This is a genomic window from Acinetobacter sp. 1294596 (assembly GCF_000582925.1).
GTDB lineage: Bacteria > Pseudomonadota > Gammaproteobacteria > Pseudomonadales > Moraxellaceae > Acinetobacter > Acinetobacter radioresistens.
On sequence record NZ_JFCC01000001.1, the window covers coordinates 227,053 to 245,956 of the forward strand.

Below are 18,904 nucleotides of genomic sequence, written 5' to 3' on the forward strand. Positions count from 1 at the left end.
TCCTTAATCTTTCAGTTCAGCAGAAACAATACCGAAACCTGCAATCCACTCACTGATAGCTTCATAGACATGCGTTGTCATCTGGTACTGCCCCAGCTCGGCAAAAGCGGCAAAGGCTGCAATCCAGCAGCGGATTTCCTGACCTCCACGGCCACCCTCACGGCGGATCTCGTCTTCGGTCATAGCCTCTAGCGCGGCAAAGTCCGCTTGGGCAAATTTTTCTAGTAATGCCTGATCCCACTTGGCATTCAGGGGCACTGCCACAGAAGTATCTCCTGCTGCCAGCTTCTGACCGACTGCAATGATTTTGGCCTGGCGTGCCTGACGTGCTTCAGCAGTCGGGTTACGGCCGGCGATCAGAAACTCTTCTACTTCGGGTGGTACTGCGCCCATTTGCGGCGTAGGCGGATCATGAGATAGACCACCTGTACCCAGAATCAGTACACGCTCCGCCTCAAGATCCAGTGACTTGATAAACTGGCCAATTGCCCGGCCAAGCGCTACAGTACGTTTAGGGGTAGGCATCGGAGCGGCTGCTCCGTTTACAAATACAGGAATGGTAGGATAGCGGTCGAGTTGACCATCACATAAAAAATGTAGTGGCTGCGTGACACCATGATCAGCCTGCATGCGGTAGGAGTAGGCAACATCGACGCCTTCATTTAGTACACAACGTACCAGACTCACGGCGGTCTGCTCTGGCACATCAATTTTGCCCGGACCATAGTTCCAGTCTCCCGCTGCACTGGCCCGGATACCTACACAAAAACTTGGCATCAGGTCATAGAAGAAGCCATTAAAATGATCAGGGCCAAAAGCAATAATTAGTGTCGGATTATAAGCCTTGACCTGTTCAGACAACTTGGCAAAAACGGTACGAACTTTTTGTTCCTGAGAACTGTCCTGTGGAGAAGCAAACTCCATTAAAGGGCTATGTGAAGCACAAATCAGTTTAACGGGCATAAGACGCTCCTTAACACAAGGCAGCCAACAGGCTGCCATTTAGTCCTTTACTGCATGGGAAGATTTTATTCATCGAAGAAGCCTGCACGTGGCTGACGCAAGCCACGAATTCCCAATCCACACTCGGCATTAATCAGGACGCCAGTCAATGGCCGGTTATTCTGGCGAGAGGCCAGCAGTACGTAAGAACCTGTCATTTCCTCAGGTTCTGGCAAAAAGTTAAGCGGCATACCGCGAGCAATTTTTTCCGGATCACGTGCATCCAGCAGCCCAATATTTTCCTGTCCCAATGACGCCGCACCTTTGATATTGACATTCATACCGGAGGGGGCCACTGCATTGACTCGAACTTTAGGTGCAAGTTCATAAGCCAGTTCTTTCATGATACCCACACCAGCATGCTTGGAAGCGGTATAAACCGGGCCGCCACCTGCTGAATACAGTGCAGAATTAGACAGGGTAAAAACAATCGACCCTTCAGTTTTGACCAGCTCATTCAACGCAGCCTTGGCCCCTAGAATAAGTGACTTGGTGTTAATACCCATAATTTCATCAAAGGCTTTATCCAGCTGCTCGCCAGAGGTATTGACGATATCGGCATAGTGATCCCAGATGCCAGCATTACCAATGAAGCAGTCCAGCTTGCCAAATCGCTCTACGGTTGCCTGAACAGCACGGACATTATCTTCATAGTTGGCCACATCACCAGCGACAGCCACAATCTGGTCACCAAACCGTTCTTTCAGGGCATCTACTTTAGACTGTGAACGTTGTAATACCCCCACATGCGCGCCTTCTTCCAGAAAACGCTCAACTAAAGCCCAGCCCAGACCTGAACCGCCACCAGTGATCAGTGCAACTTCACCTTTTAGCCAACCCATGATTACTCTCCTGCCATCTCTACATATAAAGCACCGTCTTCAATCACCACCGGAAAAGTCTGAATCGGATCGGTAGCCGGCAGGCATAGTGCCTGACCGGGTTTCAGACAGAAACGGGCTGAATGCAGAGGACACTCTACCGTCCCGTCATCATCAAGATAACCTTCTGACATGGAAGCATTACCATGTGAACAACGGTCGTTCATGGCGAAGAAATCTCCGCCATTGTTGAATACTGCCAAGGCCTCAATACCATTTATGCCGCAGTCTACTTTTAGCGCTTCACCTTCATCGAGCTCATCGACCTGGCAAACAAAAATCTTATTCATTAGAAGAATACACTCAGGTTATGTGACGTATAGGTCGCTTGATCAAGCGTGATCTTGCGGTTGAAAATCTGGAAGCCAAGACTACCTTCAACCTTGCGAATCTTGTCATGACGCTTGCCACAGTAAATCGTCACGTCTTTTTCTTTCTGGGCACGGTACAATACATAAGTAACGTAGACATCGTATTCACCTTCTACGTCAGTTGGCTCAACAATAATATTTGAAACCATGTGGGTAGTACGTGATGGAGGCTCCTCAGCCCAAGCCATACCGGTTTCCAGACGTGCGACCCGGCGTTCCAGCAGGTCTTTGGTGTCATTAAAAACCCAAGTGGTTGGCGGTTCTACCGAACGGCGACGGTCACGGGTCTGCGCATTTGCAGTCGTACGCAGCGTATAAGAGATATCATCGGCCAGCATGTCTAGCCAGGCACGGAAATCCCAGTCGTCCAGTGCTTTGGCTTCACGGTATAAAAACTGGCTAATCTGATGATGAAGTTCTAAACTGACCTGACTCATTTCATTAGCTCCTTCTCATATTCGTCAGCGGCTTTCTCGACTTCTTCCCATGTTTCATGAATCAGCAGATCTGCCCAGCGGCGATATAAACCACGTGCTGCAGTTTCAGAGAAAATGTAATTGGTAATCCCCGGAATGCCATCTTCACGAACTTTTTCATTGCCCAGACCCATTTTCATAATGAGCGGATTATTACGGGCCTTATAGCCGCGTAATACTTTCTGGATTTCGATCCAGTTCTCAGAGTCATCCTGCTCAAGAAAACCTGCCGGACCAAATGCACGTGTCGCAGAGCGTTCAAATGCTTCTTTAACTTCCTGAGAGGCTTCAGCATCAGCAATACAGAATGCCCAGACTTCTGTCTTATTTGGACCACGTGGATGCCACACACGAAGTGTTGCTGTACCATTTAGCCATGACAATGTCGGGAACATATTATTGTGACCCGCCAAACGTAAAGCACGTACTTCACCCAGACGCTCTTTGACCTCTTCATAGGTTTCACGGAAATAATTGGCGACTTCACCATCTCCCCATACATTTGCATCTGGCTTTTCCGTAAAGAAGAAGCCTGAACCGTGGCCCCGCGAGCCATACTGGATAGCATCTTTCGCAGTTTCCCAAACTGGACGTGCAGTCTGTGCTGCGCCTAATTTCTTAGAAGTTTCATCATCCGGTTTTGCGCCCAGAACCTGAATGGCAGAAGCATGCGAAAACAGTGCATGGTACTGGTCAGAAGCAAACTGTTCCGCTGCAAATTTCCAGTTACATTCAATTTCCCATTTATGTACGCCGCCAATGATTTCTGTACCACCCGGACGACGGTCCAGCACCCCATCCAGATACCAGGCAATATCACCCATGTAGTCCACCAGATCAGGCGTGGTTTCATCCCAACAGCCAAAGATCAGGCCTTTATAAGACTCGACACGGTTGACTTCGATCAAACCCCATTTTTCTTTACAGGCACCTTGTGGAAAAGCACGGTCTTCCAGGGGAATATCTTTTAATGAACCATCTACACCGTAAGACCAGCCATGATACGGACAGGTAAATGCACGGGTATTACCACAATCAGCGAAACTGACACGCATTGAACGATGGCGACACTGGTTTAATAATGCTTTGATTGAGCCGTCTTTTTGACGTACCACAATGATTGGATCTTCACCCATATAAGTGTTGAAAAAATCGCCCGCCTTAGGTATCTGGCTTTCATGACAAAGGAATAACCAAGTACGCCCAAATACGCGTTCCAGTTCCAATTCGTACAGATCCGGATCAGTGTAGATAGATGGCGAGATACGTCCATTTTGTGCATCGACCAAAGCATCGATTTCACGCACATCAATTTTGCGACTCATGAAAAGCACTCCTGTGACTGAGCGTCAACCAAAGTTATTAGACTCAACTAGACAGGGATAATGATTTTTTAACCGTTTTTAGTGAAATATTTATTTTGTTTTAATTAATAGATTTTTTAGATTATTAAGAGATAAAATTTCTATAGTAAAACTCGGACATATTGTCAAATAGTATTTATTTTCTAAATAGTAGAATAATCTTCACGAGATAGTTGTTTATAGATTATACTTTTCGCCAATCATAATAAGACATTTTTTGGATTAGTCTTATGGAATTACGCCACCTTCGCTATTTCATTACAGTTGCAGAAGAACTGAACTTTAGTAAGGCAGCCTTAAAACTGTATACCGCGCAGCCCTCTCTTAGCCAACAGATCAAGGACCTTGAAGAAGATGTTGGCGTCAAGCTGTTACACCGTACCAAACGTAAAGTTGAACTGACTGAAGAAGGCGCTGTTTTTCTGGAACAGGCGCGTTTGACCTTGGCGCAGGCAGACAAAGCTGTAGCAATGGCGCGTCAGGTTTCTAAAGCTAAACAGCAGATGCTCAGAATCGGTTTTGTTCCGGTTGCTGAAATGAAAGTATTCCCTTATGTTCTACCTAACTTAAGGGTTCAGAATCCGGACCTTAAAATCGAACTGCTCAGCCTTAACAACAATGAACAGATGCGGTTAATTAAGAAGGGTGAACTGGACATTACCTTTACCCGGCAGAACTTTCAGAATGACGAAATTGAAAGCCAGTTTGTTCTGCGCGAGCCCCTGATTTTCATATTGCCTAAAGATCACCCGCTCACTAAATATGAGCGTATTCCAGTAAAGGCACTTGATGGCATAGATTTTATAATTCCAGCTGCGGAAGAGTCACTTACCCTGCATAACCTGATTCTCGATTTTGCCAAACAAAACGGTGTTGAGTTCAATATCATACAAAAGGCAGATAACATCCTGTTTAATATTAATTCTATCGGTATCGGTCTTGGCTGTACAATTTTGCCGGGTTATATTGCGCCACTGATGATGGAAAATACGGTAATCCGACCGCTCAGTGTAGAGCTGCCTTTTTTAGATTTATATGTCAGCTATCGTAAAGACACGGCTTTAGTTACTGCGCATAAATTTATTGAACTGCTGACCAAGGTATTTTATCTCGATATTAACCGTAATGATGCCTAATTTTTTTCCTGACTGATGCGTATACATTTCCCCCTACTATTTTTTTAAAAAATATTAGGGTCTGTTTTTTAACTCCCCAGCCATATTTTTTCAGGTACTAGCTCTCTTTTTTTACTATTTCAGCCTACTTAGCACGTATCTTAAAAAGCCAAATTTTAGTGCTGTATTTTTCTCACGATAAATTACAACTTAAGTCTAATACCTCAACCAAACTCCATAGTAAATTAAATCTAGCTTAAAGTTATAACAATAACCAATTGAAAAACTGGAGTTATATATGACGATCGGTATTTTTCATTCTTTAATGAGTGGTATTAAAAATCGTCCACAATTTTTTCTGGCTTTTCTGACAGCAGCAGTATTAAGTATGCTCTTATTCTGGTTAACGTCCTGGTCTTGGTCGACCAATTTATTGATTGGCTGGAATACAGCAATATGGCTATTTCTGGCTAATCTGACTTATCGCATGTGGCAGGCAGATCATAGCGACATGCAAGAACAGGCAAAACGCCAAGATGAGAGTAAATGGATTATTCTGCTTTTAGTCATCATGGCTTTAATCATGTGTATGGTCGCCATCGGTGCACAACTTTCAGACCTGCCTAAAACAGGCTGGCTCAAATTTGGTCATCTTTTACTGGCATTTCTAACGATCATGTCATCCTGGTTATTAATGCATAGTGTATTTGCCCTGCACTATGCCCATGACTTTTATCTTGCCCGCTCCAGGGGCCAGAATGATGGCTTGAATTTTCCGGAAACTGAACGTCCGACCTATCCCGACTTTATTCACTTCAGCTATATTATGGGTACGGCCGCCCAGACAGCTGATATTGAAATCACCAATCGGCGCATGCGCATGTTAAATACTTTACATGCCTTTCTGTCATTCGGTTTTAATACTGTGATTCTAGCTATTTGTATCAACGTTGCTTCAGGCTTACTTGGCGGTTCTTAAATAATTTACCTCATAAAAAGGATGGCTAAAGCCATCCTTTTTAAGTGAAACACTATACCGGTTAAACACCGTGTGCCGTGAGATAGTTTTTAACAACGGTATTAAACTCATCAGCTTTTTCAACCTGTGACCAGTGACCGCACTGGCTAAAAATATGTGCGTCCGCATTTGGTACTACATTCAGGATATCCCAAGTCCGTGATACTGGAATCACCACATCTTGCGTCCCGTGAATCAGCAGTACAGGAACTGTAATATTTTTCATTTTCTCGAAATCAAGCGGGAATTCGAAACGGTCACGATCACGTGCGCCCACAACATCCATTAGACGGTCAGATGCATAATCATTTTTTGCAGAAGCAAAACGTACCTTAACCAGCTCATCGGTAATCAGGTCTTTGTTGACTACAAACATTGATAGGGTTTTCTTGATTCCCTCTTCGGTCAGCACCGGATTGGCATGCGCTTTAAGTGCTGCTGTCTGTTTTGCACCGCCTGTGCCCATCGATATGATTCCAAGCACACGTTCCGGATAGTCAAGCGCCAGCTGGAATGCCAGCCAGCCACCAAGTGAATTACCTACCAGCCAGGTCTTTTCAATGCCCAGTGCATCTAGAGTACGGATAGCATGGTCCACCCAGGCACGAATACCATATGGAGTGCCCGGTGCCACTACAGTCTGTCCATAACCAATCGTATCAATTGCTATACAACGCGCCTGCTCGCCAAGCTGGGGCAGGTTTAACCACCAGTTTGCAGCAGCAGAGACACCAGTTCCCGACCCATGTAAAAACAGAATAGGTGTTCCCTCACCCACCTCATGATAATGGGTCAGCTCACCTTCAGCCGTCTCAATCCACTTATCTTCCAAACCAAAAAATGGGTCCGTTTTATAATCAGGGATTTGTACAGTGCTCATACTTACTCCTCGTACAGCCTTAACCTGTTTTTGCTTCATTCATAAAACAGGCCAAAAGATTCAATTTGATGATTTTACCTATTCATATTACATGTTCGGCAAAGTCCGACTGATACTTAATAACGATGACAAATAATAAAAAAACGATAATTTAAACTTTTGTTTTTTATAAAATTAATTTAATTATTTATTTAAATATTCTGTATTTTCATTATAGCGTAAACAAAAAGAGGATGGCCTGTTTCAAGTCATCCTCTAGCAAGTCTCTGTGGCTAAAACTTATAAGTATAGGTTGTCGCTATACGATGTTCTTCCAGATCCATAAATCCTGGAATCTGCTCATAGTTCACATCAATATACATCCATTGCAGTCCTAAGCCCTTCAGCCTGCCTTCCGGTACTGTATAACCTATAATGAGATTATTCTCATCTTCTTTACCCCGGGTCCCGTTACCATTATCTACATTCCAGCCTTCATAGTGGCGAACTGTTGCAGTTAATCCGGGTACACCAGCTTCTTTGAAATCATAGCTGTATCCTAGACTCCATGATTTTTCATCTTTACGGATAAAACTCGCCACTGACCAGTTGGCCAAGTAGGGTTGTGGGACCCAACCCGACAAGGTTGGAAAAAATGGAGCATGACTACCATGCTCACCAAACATTTGCTGATAACCGGCATCTAATGTATGCGAACCATGAGTCCAGGCAGCTTTTAATGACAGAGCCTGACTATCAATCTGACCATATAGTGCTTCTCCTGATTCCTGATTGTTAAAATAGCGGACATGGGTCGCCAGCTGGTTGTGCTGGTCTAGTTTTTTGTCATACATGATGCCAATATAATGCTGACGATAGATTTCAGTGACGTCCCCGTAGAAATAACTGAGCCCAAGCTCAGGGCTAAGCTGGTAATCCACCCCAGCTATGATCATGCCATGACTATCTCCCGCTTTGATCTGGTTTTTCTCTGTATTCAGTTCATTTGGCCACAATTTAAAATCATGCAATTGATTTTCATATCGTGCATTAATACCATCCAGATAACCTAATGTTATCTTGGTTCTATCAAGATCTTTAGATTCAAACCATATGCCCTGATAAGTGGTCAACAGTTGCCGTGAAGGGTCAAAGTAGACTACTGGCGTCATGGGCAGGATCTCTCCGATCCGCAATTCGGTGTTACTGACTTTGGCTTTAAGAGTGATACCTAGCTTGAAATTATCGCGGGCCTGCTTTTTGCTAGCATAATCATAAGGCATGATATAATCATTATCTCCACGGTCATTACTCAGACGCAATGCATATTGCGCCAGCAGGTCTATGCCGACCTGAGCTTTCTCTAACTCCAAATAACCTGATTTTGCGTCCAGCGTGATTCCCTGTGACCAGCTGCCAAAATCTTGTGGCTTGTTCAGATCAGGCTGGCTAATCTGGCGGTCCAGATAAAAATTACGGAGCTTTAGCTGAACTTGGCTGTCATCAGTAAAATCTGCATGAGTAATAGAAGTTCCTGAGGTTGTTACCGCAGCAAAAAGTGCTATCCATAAGTTGTGGGAATGCATGGCTCAAATCCATTGATCAAGTAAAGCAATGGCGCCATCATGCTGAACAATAGTCTGATAAAAAATCAGACTACAGTATGAAGATTCTGATTAAAAAGTATTTTTTAGACAGAGCTTAATGTTCTTTTATTATTCTTTAAGAGCTTTTAGCAATAAGCTGTTTTTCTGGATAAATATTAAGATATGATTTAAAACCTGACCAACTGGCATATTGCCCAGAAGAATCAGATATTTTTCTCAAATTATAATTTTTATAAGTGTTTTTAAGTTTAAGTATTTTATTCAGATTTAATATGTCTAAATTATACTTATAAGAAATAACTTTAATCTGAACGATATTTTCTATATTTCAGTTCTCAGATTTTGTATAGACCCGTTAGCTTTAAGTCAAAAAGGCTGAGTTTTAATGAGCTTAAACTGGCCGTTCTGCTCTATAAAGTATTTGGTAGAGCAGCCTTCCTCATTATCATAACCGCCAGAAGTAATAAAGAGACGGCTATTCGCCCGGTAATAGATTTCATAATCGATGAAGCTCGCTTCTTTATAACATGCGGTCAATGCACCAGAAGGTAAAAACTGGGTAGCACCATTTCTCACATTAAATGCAATTCCAATAATACAGCTGGTCCCGCAGCCAAAAAAGTCAATAACATAATGTCCGGCAAAATTTGGCTTTTCATTTTTCAGATAGCCAAAACGGGTTCTATAATTTTTTGTATTTTCATTCAGTTGCATCGCCGCATTTTTACCCTTAAACACTGGAGCAGGATAATCAGAGAACTGCGGGACTTTTGCCAAAATAATACTGGAATTTAGCAGCAAAAATATAATCAGAAGTTTCTTCATACTTGTCTTGGTTTTATTGAATATATTGAAGCAGTGTATATGATATTGCTTTAAATAAAAAAGCGTCCGAACTGGACGCTTTTTAAACTGATTATTTTAAAGCTTAAACACTTGCTGTTTTGGCTTTTGACATGGTGAGTGCCAAGTCTTCAATCATATCCTCCTGACCGCCTACGGTACCACGGCGACCAAGTTCCATCAGGATTTCACGCGCAGAAATACCATACTTCGCTTCAGCACGTTTAGCGAACAACAGGAATGAAGAGTAAACACCAGCATAACCTAAAGTTGCCGCATCACGGTCGGCTCGGATCTGGTTGTGCATCATTGGGATCACTAAATCTTCGGCCACATCCTGTACTTTGAACAGGTCAACACCAGTGTCCATACCCATACGGTTTGCAACAGCAATAAATAGCTCAAGTGGTGTATTACCTGCACCCGCACCTAGACCTGCAGATGCCAAGTCTACACGAACAGCGCCTGCTTCAACCGCAGCCACAGTATTGGCAACCCCCATACCCAGGTTATGGTGACCATGAAAACCGAGTTCGATGCCTGAATCAAGTGCATCACGCAAACATGCTACACGGTCAGTGACATCTTGTGGCAGCATATAGCCCGCAGAGTCCGTTACATAGATACAGTTTGCACCATAAGACACCATTTTCTTTGCTTCTTCAAGCAGTTGTGCTGGAGTTGCCATGTGCGCAAGCATCAGGAAACCGACAGTATCCATCTCTAGCTTACGTGCAGCTGTAATGTGCTGTTCAGAGCAGTCGGCTTCAGTACAGTGAGTCGCCACACGAATGGTAGATACACCAATTTCATGTGCCATTTTTAAATGGTCAACCGTACCAATACCAGGAAGCAGTAATGCAGAAATTTTTGCATTTTTCATCCGTGGCACAACTGCAGACAAGTATTCTTCATCCGTTGCGGCAGCAAAACCATAGTTCACTGATGAACCACCCAGGCCGTCACCATGAGTTACTTCAATTAAAGGTACGCCAGCATCATCCAGTGCTGTTGAAATCGCAATCATTTGTTCAACAGTAGTCTGATGGCGCTGCGGATGCATACCATCACGTAAAGTCATATCATGAACAATAATCTTAGACATTTTGGTATTCCTTTAAGCTTCAACAGTCTTAAACACGTGTTCTGCAAACATTTCTGCTGTACGTGCAGCTGCTGCAGTCATAATATCCAGGTTGCCTGCATATTTCGGCAGGAAGTCACCCAAACCTTCTACTTCTAAGTAAATTGATACGCGGTTACCATCAAATACCGGACCATTTACCAGTTTATAACCAGGTACGTATTTCTGAACGTCCTTGATCATCGCATGCACTGAATCAGTGATTGCAGCCTGATCCGGCTCGCCTTCAACCAGACAATGAACTGTGTCACGCATCATTAGAGGTGGCTCGGCCGGATTAATAATAATGATGGCTTTACCCTGTTTTGCACCGCCGACCTTTTCGATTGCACCCGCAGTGGTCCGTGTAAACTCATCAATATTCTTACGCGTACCCGGACCAACTGATTTGGTCGACACAGTCGCAATGATTTCACCGTATTCAACAGGCTGAACGCGTGATACTGCCGCCACCATCGGAATCGTTGCCTGACCGCCGCATGTCACCATGTTAACATTTGGCACCTCACCTGCAGCCAGTAATGCCTCAAGGTTGACCGGTGGTACACAGAACGGACCAATTGCAGCCGGAGTCAAGTCAATCATTAGTACGCCAAGTTCATTTAGCTTGCGGCTGTTTTCAGCATGGACATAAGCAGAAGTGGCATCAAATGCAATCTTGATGTCATCTTCGATCACGTGAGGAAGCAGCCCATCGACACCTTCAGCCGTGATTTTTAGACCCATTTTCGCTGCACGTGCCAGACCTTCAGAGGTTGGGTCGATTCCCACCATCCAGACTGGCTCTAACCATTCGCTGCGTTGCAGTTTATAAAGCAAATCAGTACCAATATTCCCAGGACCAATCATTGCACATTTAATCTTTTTCATGAATGTACTCTCTCAAAATCTAGCTTATTCAGCAGCGAATGCGGCTGTAACAGAGCCGAAACCTTCAATTTCAACCTTGAATTCATCACCTGGGTGAGCTACCACCATCGGGCCTAAAGCACCTGTTAAAATAATGTCACCTTTTAACAATGGTCGACCACGGCGCACCATCTCGTCTGCCAGCCATACTGCGGCATTTAAAGGATTAGCCAGGCAGGCTTTACCAATGCCTTGAGACACCACTTCTTCACCGCGTGTCATCACCATCTTGCAGTTCACCAGATCAAGATTTTCTAATTTAACTGGCTGAGAACCCAGTATAAATGCAGCAGAAGAGGCGTTATCTGCCACGGTATCAATCAGGCTGATTTTCCAGTTTTCGATACGGCTATCGACCACTTCAATCGCGGGCAACGCATAATCAGTTGCACTGATGATGTCCGCATAGGTATGTTTTTCTTTGGTTAAATCTTCTTTAATTACCAATGCAATTTCTGCTTCTACTTTTGGCTGAATTAGTTTGCCGGCAGGAATCAGTTCAGCATCGCCATACGCCATATCGGCAAATAGCATCCCGAAATCTGGCTGATCAACTCCAAGCTGAGCCTGCACAACCTTAGAGGTCAGGCCAATCTTGCGACCGACCAGACGGCGCCCTTGGACAAGTGCCCGTTCAGTATTTACATCCTGTACCGCATATGCGATATCAACATCAGCATTTTCACCACCCAGTTCCGGACGGATCGGGGCAATAGCCTGGACAGTAGTTTCAGCCTGATAAAGTGCTAAAGCCACTGATTCAACGACAGCAGAATTTGACATCAAAGTTCCCTTAACTGCAAAGATTGTTCAAATACCGTTTCAGATGGAAGCTCGTCTGTGCATCAAGGAAAAATAAATCTGAAGAAAACAGATCAGTCAGCACAGTGGCTGGATAGGACCATTCCAGAAAGCAGGTATATATAGACAGTTTAAGAATGGGAAAAAGCAGCAATGAATGCCAATACTTATTTTATTTATTGCTATAGTTAAAGACTATTATTGCTTTTAAAAAAATGTGTATGTGAATAAATATAAAAAATATTATAGGAATGAGGAAAATGCCTGGTCAGGTGCTATGTAGTGTGTGACTAAATGACCAGGTGCTTATGTGTAATTAAACCGAAAAACATTTGGCTCGATAGCCAAACTATATCTGTTAAAAGCAATCGAGACTTTCATGCTGCCGGTCTAGGTTTCCAGCTCCATGACAGCTTCTGCTTGCTGATCAGCTATATACTGCTGCAAAAAACGGTTTAGAGCACTCACATCATCTGCGATAAATAAAGGATCAAACTGTGCGAGGATTGCCTTGCTATGTACTCCATAACCTACTCCGACCCGTGGCATGGCTATATTTTTAGCCATTTCCAGATCATAAGAGGTGTCTCCCACCATAATGGCCTGTTCGGCATCAACACCGGTATATTCCAGTATTTCTGCCAACATTAAGGGGTCAGGCTTAGAACGCGTTTCACTTGCCGCCCGGGTTATATCAAACAGTTCCTGACTCATGGTCTGAGCTAAAACCCGGTCAAGCCCTTTACGGCTTTTACCAGTCGCAACCGCAAGTTTAATATTCTGCTTTTTCAGGCCGTCCAGCATCTCAGCTACACCCTCAAACCAGGCATCTGTCTTGGAATGGGCCACGTAGTGCTCAGAGTAGCACTGTAAAATATCATGATGTAATTCTGGAACTGCAGGGAAAAGGCACTGCGCCACTTCAGGCAGACCCAGTCCGATTATACTTTTAGCAGCCTCGTCGGTTAAAGGTTGTTGGTACTGACGTGCTGCAAATTGTAAACTTGCTACAATCTGTCCGACTGAATCAAACAAAGTACCATCCCAGTCAAAAATGATGAGTTCCACAGGTTTTTTCATATTATTCTCTAGGTTCCAAAACAGTTATCCGGTACAGGTAAAGTGTGCCCGCAAGAGCTTATAATAATCCTGCCTGGAAGGAGACCAACTCCCTCCATCATTCAGTTCAAGGGCTTTAGGGTATCAGAAAAATATTTCTTCAATCCTTCTTCTGCGCCCGAAGCTGTGCAACCAGACTTTGCATATCCTCTGGCAAAGGCGCTTCAATAGTCGGATAGCCAGGAATTTCCAGACGCATGGCATGCAGACAGAGCCGACGTGGTTTTGGTCCTTTATATTCTGTTTCATGTCCGTATTTATCATCACCTACCAATGGATGTCCAATACTCAAGCCATGCACACGAATCTGATGAGTACGACCCGATAGCGGAGATGCATAAACCAGTGTCGCGTGCATAAAGCGTTCTGCTACGTTCCATTGGGTTTTAGAATCTTTCCCTTCTTTAGAGACCCGTACACGCCGTTCACCATTAGCCAGTTCGTAACGGTATAGAGGAGCATCAATGAGCTGTTGATCCAGACTGACCTGCCCTTTCACAATTGCCGCATAAGTTTTTTTAATCTTATGTTCACGTAACAGGTCCTGCAGGGTTTTTAACACACTACGTTTTTTTGAAATCATGACCAGGCCTGAGGTATCGCGGTCAATCCGGTGAACCAGCTCCAGGTACTTTTTACCCGTCGCTGCACGCAAACCCTCGATCAGGCCATACGCCACACCGCTACCACCATGTACTGCAATACCTGAAGGTTTATTGACCACCATCAGGCCTTCATCTTCATAAATCACACGGCTTAGCAGACCTTGAGCGACTTTGTCAGAAACAGGTACCGGTGTTTCATCTTTGGGCTCAAAACGGATAGGAGCGACACGAACCTGATCACCAATTGCAAGCTTACTTTCTGCTTTAATGCGCTTTTTATTGACCCGCACCTGGCCTTCACGAATGAGCCGATAAATGCGGCTTTTGGGTACGCCTTTAAGCCGGCTAAACAGAAAATTGTCAATCCGCTGACCTGCTTGATGCTCATCCACTTCAAACCATGTGACACTTTGCCATTGTTGTGTAGAATTCATACAGTTACCAAGACTCGAAATTTGTTGAATTTGAATAAAAAATGATCATTCAGGCTAGTGGTTTCACAAGAAACATAAGCTTAGCCCATAGGCAGATGATGCAAGGTTTGATATAGTCAGCGCACGGATACCGCCGTAAGTGATCGAAATGAGGTTATCTTCAATATTTTTGAATAATAACCAGAATTTGCATTTCACCCCAAGCTCGGAAAGGTCCTAAAAGAATATGCCGACGCCGAAGGCTTATTATATCGGTAAATTGACAAACTGTTGCGTTAAATTGTGCCTGTGCACATAAATCAGTTTGTCTAAAAAAAATATGTCGCCAGCACAAGTTGGCTTTTAAACGTAAACTGATACACATCAGACAAGTCGCTTCCTGATGTCGTCTTCAGGCTAAAGCGTGATGCATTGGATCTGCACATAACGCACCGATACGATGATTATTCCGTATCAAGATTCTTAAAAAGAAGGGATCTTCAAGCTTTGTGACAGTGAAAGTTATCATCCAATGCACCGCCTGTCCGCCAGTGAAACGCACAGGAAACTTTGATCGTTTAAAAGATTAAAGCAGTATTGCCAACATCAATACGCGAATCAGACCGCAGCCCTATGCAGGCCGGTAAAAAAAGCTCAGACCACAATCTGTTTTTTGAGATCTGAGCATTGATCCCGTCATGTTCGATGTTCGCAGAAACGGTATTGCGACAAGTTGGTGTGGATCACTATTAGGTGTTACACCCATGAAACGTATGTTGATCAATGCAACACATGCTGAAGAAGTACGCGTTGCACTTGTCACTGGTCACCGTCTATACGATTTTGATCTCGAAAATCGTACCCGTGAACAAAAGAAATCTAATATCTATAAAGGTCATGTGACCCGTGTAGAACCTTCTCTTGAAGCTGTCTTTGTTGAATATGGAGCAAATCGTCAAGGTTTCTTGTCGATGCGTGAAATTGCAAATTCCTATTTCAAAGCTGATTCGCGCCAGACTTCAAACATTCGTGAACTAATTACTGAAGGGACCGAGCTTCTGGTCCAGGTGGAAAAGGAAGAACGCGGCAATAAAGGCGCGGCACTGTCTACCTTTATCTCTCTTGCTGGCCGTTATCTGGTTCTGATGCCGAATAATCCGAAAGGTGGTGGTATCAGCCGTCAAATTTCAGGTGCAGTCCGTGAAGAACTCAAGGAAATGCTGGCCTCTTTAGATGTACCCCGCGGCATGAGCGTGATTGTCCGTACGGCAGGTATTGGTCGCAGCCAGGAAGAGCTGCAAACCGATTTACAGCATTTGCTTGACCTGTGGACCCAGATTCAGAGTACGGCTAATTCAGGCCCTTCTCCAATGCTGGTACATCAGGAAGCTGGTGTAGTAACACGCGCAATCCGTGATTATCTGCGTGATGATGTGTCCGAGATCCTGATTGATTCAGAACAGGCTTACAATGAAGCTTATAACTTTGTCAAAGCAGTCATGCCACGTCAGCTGGACAAGTTAAAAACTTATACTTTAAATGAGCCTCTGTTTGCACATTTCGGTATTGAGAGCCAGATCCAGACCGCTTATGAACGTGAAGTAAAATTGCCTTCAGGTGGATCAATTGTAATTGACCAGACTGAAGCGCTGGTTTCAATTGACATCAACTCGGCAAAATCAACGCGTGGTCATGATGTAGAAGAAACAGCACTTTCGACCAACCTTGAAGCGGCTGAAGAAATTGCCCGTCAATTACGCCTTCGCGATATTGGTGGTCTGATCGTGATCGATTTTATTGACATGACTCGTGACCGTAACCAGCGCATGGTTGAAGCCAAGTTACGTGAAGCTACCCAGAGTGACCGCGCCCGTATCCAGTTTGGCCAGCTCTCACGTTTTGGTCTTATGGAAATGAGCCGTCAGCGTCTGCGCCCTTCTCTAGAAGAAGCGACTGGCTATGTCTGCCCGCGCTGTCATGGTACAGGTATGGTACGTGACTTGCGTTCACTGTCGCTGTCTATCATGCGTAAAGTTGAAGAAATTGCGCTACATGAACGTCAAGGTGAAGTTCAGGTTGAAGTGCCAGTAGAAATCGCGGCCTTCATGCTCAATGAAAAACGTCATAGCCTGGTTTATCTGGAACAAACTTCAAATACACGTGTCACTGTACTTCCACATCCACACCTGGAAACTCCACATTACGAAATTTCATATAACCCTGAAGGTTTTGCACCGACCAGCTATGAACGTACTGAAGCTACGCGTTCGAGTGAAAAAAACCTAGGTTATGAATCTGCCGACTGGCATCTAGAAGAAGCTGAACAGGTTGGACATAACACGGCTGCCCCAGCTGACAAGCCAGGTAAACCACAAAACCGTAAAGCACAGCCTCAGGCTGCTGCCCCGCAACAACCTGCTCAAGTGCCTGCCGCAAAAACTGCAACTAGCAGTCCATGTGCTTGGCTCGAAAACCTGTTTGTACAAAAACAGGCACACACGGTAGATCATTCGCGTACAGCCAACAATGCCGCTGCTGCAATTGAACAGATGGTGAATACAGGTGCAGTTAGCCGGGGCCAGTTTGGCCAGATCAATAATACTGCTGTAGCAGTACAACCAGAAACGGTGGTTGCGCCAGTTGCTGCCAATAATGTTTATATGTCACAACCGGCAGGTAATAGCACTGCAAAAACTGATGCACAACCACTCGAAAGAGAAGAAAAAGCTTCAGGCCAGCAGCGTCATAACAAAAAACGTAATGGTCGCGATCGCGATAATCGTGACAGAAACCGTGAACCACGTGAGCAGCAATCTGAAACTTCAACTCAGGTTCATGAGGAAGTAGTTCAGTTATCACGTCAGGAACAGCGTGATCAGAAACGTCAACAGCAGAAACGTCAACCTCAGCAGGAACATCAGGTAGAAAGCCAGCAGTCTGAGCAGTCATACCCTGTACCACGCCGTGACCGCAATCAGCAACGCCCACCGCGCCCGAACCGCTATCGTGATCCAAGCGTGCTGAATGAGCAGCCTGTGGTAGCTGCCGCGCCTGCTGCAGTGACAGATAGCAACCAGGTAAAAGTTGATGTCATTGAAACCCCAAACAATGAAGCTCTTGCTACTGCATTGGTAATCAATATTGATCAGGGTCAAAGTGAAATCGTAACGCTAAATTCTGCAGATATAGCGTCAACTGTAAATGCAGAAGAGGCACCGGTTGAAGTAAAACCTGAGCCAGCTGCTCCAGCCAAGAAAGAAGCTGTAAATGCTCAACCAGCCCCGGCTGAAGCAAAAGCGAAAGCCAAAGTTGAAGAGCAACCACGCCGTGCCAGTAATGATCCGCGTATGCGTCGCAAGCAAGGTGGCTCACAGCAGAAACCACAGCAGGAAGTGCTACCAAAGCTTAGTCCTTCCCAAGTGCCACTCTTAGCGCAGTACACTGTAGGTAGCCTGATCCGTCATGTTTATGGTGAAGACTGTACGGTACTGATTGAACAGTTCGGACTGGTGCCAACATTCAATCGTGCTTTGCTGAAATTTACTGAACAGTACATCAGTACCCTTTCAGTAACCACTACAACAGAGCGCACTGAACCTGTAGAAAAAACGCCTGTTACCCGTGATGCTGCCGCGCCTATGGCTAAACCGGCTCAGGAACAGGAACCAGCGCCAGTTTTACCACTGACGCCTTCCCAGAATGCGACACCGCGTGTAGCAAACGATCCGCGTGAACGTCGTCGTCTAGCTAAACTTGCTGCAGAGCAGGCATTAGAGCAGAGTAAAGCTTCAGCATCTCAGGCAGAAGAGCAGCCTGCGGCTGTACAGTCTGAAAATCCTGTAGCGGAAAATCCTGCTGAGCATGTAAATTTAGAAATAAATGCTCAAGCAGATACAACTTCAGTCGGTACTGAGCAGGACGCAGCAGATGCAGCATCTCACCATGCCAAAGTGGTAGCTGAGACTCAGGCGCAGGATCCGGCAATTCAGACTGCTGCAGCTATGTCTGAAGCAACTGCTGCTGCCTCGCCAAGTGCAATTGTTGAAGAAGCACAGGCTCAGCAAGCGGCCGAACCAGCTGCGCCAGCAGAAAAGAAAGCACCTAAACCGAGCAAGGTAGAAAAGTCTCAGCCGGCTGATCAGCAACCGGCACAAGCTTCAGTAGAAGAAACTGCCGAAGACGATAAGACGACTACCGCCGATAAGGATAAACCGGCCCGTCCGCGTCGCCCACGTGGCCGTCCACCGAAAAAGGCCACACCTACAGCCGAGTAAATTTGCACAATTACTCGTAATAAAAAAAACCTAGTCATTCCAGTGGCTAGGTTTTTTTTGATAATTTTGTTGAATTAGGTTGAATGCACTAGTCCGAACAGAT

16 protein-coding genes are annotated in these 18,904 nt (G+C 44.8%); 3 read left to right on the top strand and 13 right to left on the bottom strand.

Features of this window, described 5'->3' with window-relative positions; genetic code table 11:
* Positions 1-3 precede the first annotated feature (3 nt).
* The 5 genes from J502_RS01055 to hcaE form a co-directional block, all read right to left on the bottom strand.
* Complete coding sequence (locus J502_RS01055) at positions 4-963, bottom strand: 3-carboxyethylcatechol 2,3-dioxygenase (protein WP_034682761.1); 960 nt, start codon at positions 961-963, stop codon at positions 4-6.
* A 65-nt stretch (positions 964-1,028) separates the two neighbouring features.
* A complete protein-coding gene (gene hcaB, locus J502_RS01060; protein WP_005016792.1) occupies positions 1,029-1,844 on the bottom strand; it encodes a 3-phenylpropionate-dihydrodiol/cinnamic acid-dihydrodiol dehydrogenase in 816 nt (271 codons plus the stop codon).
* A gap of 2 nt (positions 1,845-1,846) precedes the next feature.
* Entirely contained in the window at positions 1,847-2,173 is a 327-nt protein-coding gene (hcaC, locus tag J502_RS01065; protein WP_034682763.1) for a 3-phenylpropionate/cinnamic acid dioxygenase ferredoxin subunit, read from the bottom strand.
* Positions 2,173-2,691: a 3-phenylpropionate/cinnamic acid dioxygenase subunit beta gene (hcaF, locus tag J502_RS01070; protein ID WP_034682765.1), complete on the bottom strand. Its 519-nt coding sequence runs from the start codon at positions 2,689-2,691 to the stop codon at positions 2,173-2,175. The genes hcaC and hcaF overlap by 1 nt, the downstream gene beginning before the upstream one ends.
* Positions 2,688-4,055 (bottom strand): 3-phenylpropionate/cinnamic acid dioxygenase subunit alpha, encoded by a 1,368-nt coding sequence (gene hcaE, locus J502_RS01075; RefSeq protein ID WP_034682767.1) that lies wholly within the window; start codon positions 4,053-4,055, stop codon positions 2,688-2,690. The genes hcaF and hcaE overlap by 4 nt, the downstream gene beginning before the upstream one ends.
* A 269-nt stretch (positions 4,056-4,324) precedes the next feature.
* Between hcaE and hcaR the strand changes: the two genes are divergently transcribed.
* Together hcaR and J502_RS01085 are read left to right on the top strand one after the other, a co-directional pair.
* Complete coding sequence (gene hcaR / locus J502_RS01080) at positions 4,325-5,230, top strand: DNA-binding transcriptional regulator HcaR (RefSeq protein WP_005405716.1); 906 nt, start codon at positions 4,325-4,327, stop codon at positions 5,228-5,230.
* 277 nt (positions 5,231-5,507) lie between these two features.
* A complete protein-coding gene (locus tag J502_RS01085) occupies positions 5,508-6,188 on the top strand; it encodes a DUF1345 domain-containing protein (RefSeq protein ID WP_034682769.1) in 681 nt (226 codons plus the stop codon).
* A gap of 61 nt (positions 6,189-6,249) precedes the next feature.
* Here J502_RS01085 and J502_RS01090 read toward each other — a convergent pair whose 3' ends face one another.
* The 8 genes from J502_RS01090 to J502_RS01125 all read right to left on the bottom strand — a co-directional run bounded on the left by J502_RS01090 (position 6,250) and on the right by J502_RS01125 (position 14,548).
* Complete coding sequence (locus tag J502_RS01090) at positions 6,250-7,107, bottom strand: alpha/beta fold hydrolase (RefSeq protein WP_034682772.1); 858 nt, start codon at positions 7,105-7,107, stop codon at positions 6,250-6,252.
* Positions 7,108-7,379: 272 nt separating this feature from the next.
* A complete protein-coding gene (locus J502_RS01095) occupies positions 7,380-8,672 on the bottom strand; it encodes an OprD family outer membrane porin (protein WP_034682774.1) in 1,293 nt (430 codons plus the stop codon).
* Between the two features lie 387 nt (positions 8,673-9,059).
* On the bottom strand, positions 9,060-9,518 hold the full coding sequence (locus J502_RS01100) for a hypothetical protein (RefSeq protein WP_034682776.1): 459 nt from the start codon (positions 9,516-9,518) through the stop codon (positions 9,060-9,062).
* 103 nt (positions 9,519-9,621) lie between these two features.
* The gene (gene dmpG, locus J502_RS01105; RefSeq protein WP_034682778.1) at positions 9,622-10,641 is read right to left on the bottom strand and encodes a 4-hydroxy-2-oxovalerate aldolase; all 1,020 of its coding nucleotides are present in this window, start codon (positions 10,639-10,641) and stop codon (positions 9,622-9,624) included.
* A 12-nt stretch (positions 10,642-10,653) separates the two neighbouring features.
* Positions 10,654-11,550 carry an acetaldehyde dehydrogenase (acetylating) gene (locus tag J502_RS01110; RefSeq protein WP_034682779.1) on the bottom strand — a complete coding sequence of 299 codons (897 nt, stop codon included), beginning with the start codon at positions 11,548-11,550 and terminating at the stop codon, positions 10,654-10,656.
* Positions 11,551-11,574: 24 nt separating this feature from the next.
* Positions 11,575-12,372, bottom strand: a complete 798-nt coding sequence (locus J502_RS01115; protein ID WP_034682781.1) for a 2-keto-4-pentenoate hydratase — start codon at positions 12,370-12,372, stop codon at positions 11,575-11,577.
* 408 nt (positions 12,373-12,780) lie between these two features.
* Positions 12,781-13,470: an HAD-IA family hydrolase gene (locus J502_RS01120; RefSeq protein ID WP_034682783.1), complete on the bottom strand. Its 690-nt coding sequence runs from the start codon at positions 13,468-13,470 to the stop codon at positions 12,781-12,783.
* 139 nt (positions 13,471-13,609) lie between these two features.
* Positions 13,610-14,548 carry an RluA family pseudouridine synthase gene (locus tag J502_RS01125; protein ID WP_005405747.1) on the bottom strand — a complete coding sequence of 313 codons (939 nt, stop codon included), beginning with the start codon at positions 14,546-14,548 and terminating at the stop codon, positions 13,610-13,612.
* A 743-nt stretch (positions 14,549-15,291) separates the two neighbouring features.
* Between J502_RS01125 and J502_RS01135 the strand changes: the two genes are divergently transcribed.
* Positions 15,292-18,801: an Rne/Rng family ribonuclease gene (locus tag J502_RS01135; RefSeq protein ID WP_034682785.1), complete on the top strand. Its 3,510-nt coding sequence runs from the start codon at positions 15,292-15,294 to the stop codon at positions 18,799-18,801.
* The last annotated feature ends 103 nt before the right edge of the window (positions 18,802-18,904 follow it).

Bases quoted from the DNA above. Each gene is read 5' to 3' on its own strand.
- J502_RS01100 (WP_034682776.1), bottom strand. From the start codon at position 9,518: ATGAAGAAACTTCTGATTATATTTTTGCTGCTAAATTCCAGTATTATT.
- J502_RS01055 (WP_034682761.1), bottom strand. From the start codon at position 963: ATGCCCGTTAAACTGATTTGTGCTTCACATAGCCCTTTAATGGAGTTT.
- J502_RS01110 (WP_034682779.1), bottom strand. From the start codon at position 11,550: ATGAAAAAGATTAAATGTGCAATGATTGGTCCTGGGAATATTGGTACT.
- dmpG (WP_034682778.1), bottom strand. From the start codon at position 10,641: ATGTCTAAGATTATTGTTCATGATATGACTTTACGTGATGGTATGCAT.
- J502_RS01135 (WP_034682785.1), top strand. From the start codon at position 15,292: ATGAAACGTATGTTGATCAATGCAACACATGCTGAAGAAGTACGCGTT.
- hcaF (WP_034682765.1), bottom strand. From the start codon at position 2,691: ATGAGTCAGGTCAGTTTAGAACTTCATCATCAGATTAGCCAGTTTTTA.
- hcaE (WP_034682767.1), bottom strand. From the start codon at position 4,055: ATGAGTCGCAAAATTGATGTGCGTGAAATCGATGCTTTGGTCGATGCA.
- J502_RS01085 (WP_034682769.1), top strand. From the start codon at position 5,508: ATGACGATCGGTATTTTTCATTCTTTAATGAGTGGTATTAAAAATCGT.
- J502_RS01120 (WP_034682783.1), bottom strand. From the start codon at position 13,470: ATGAAAAAACCTGTGGAACTCATCATTTTTGACTGGGATGGTACTTTG.
- J502_RS01095 (WP_034682774.1), bottom strand. From the start codon at position 8,672: ATGCATTCCCACAACTTATGGATAGCACTTTTTGCTGCGGTAACAACC.
- J502_RS01125 (WP_005405747.1), bottom strand. From the start codon at position 14,548: ATGAATTCTACACAACAATGGCAAAGTGTCACATGGTTTGAAGTGGAT.
- hcaC (WP_034682763.1), bottom strand. From the start codon at position 2,173: ATGAATAAGATTTTTGTTTGCCAGGTCGATGAGCTCGATGAAGGTGAA.
- J502_RS01090 (WP_034682772.1), bottom strand. From the start codon at position 7,107: ATGAGCACTGTACAAATCCCTGATTATAAAACGGACCCATTTTTTGGT.
- hcaB (WP_005016792.1), bottom strand. From the start codon at position 1,844: ATGGGTTGGCTAAAAGGTGAAGTTGCACTGATCACTGGTGGCGGTTCA.
- J502_RS01115 (WP_034682781.1), bottom strand. From the start codon at position 12,372: ATGTCAAATTCTGCTGTCGTTGAATCAGTGGCTTTAGCACTTTATCAG.
- hcaR (WP_005405716.1), top strand. From the start codon at position 4,325: ATGGAATTACGCCACCTTCGCTATTTCATTACAGTTGCAGAAGAACTG.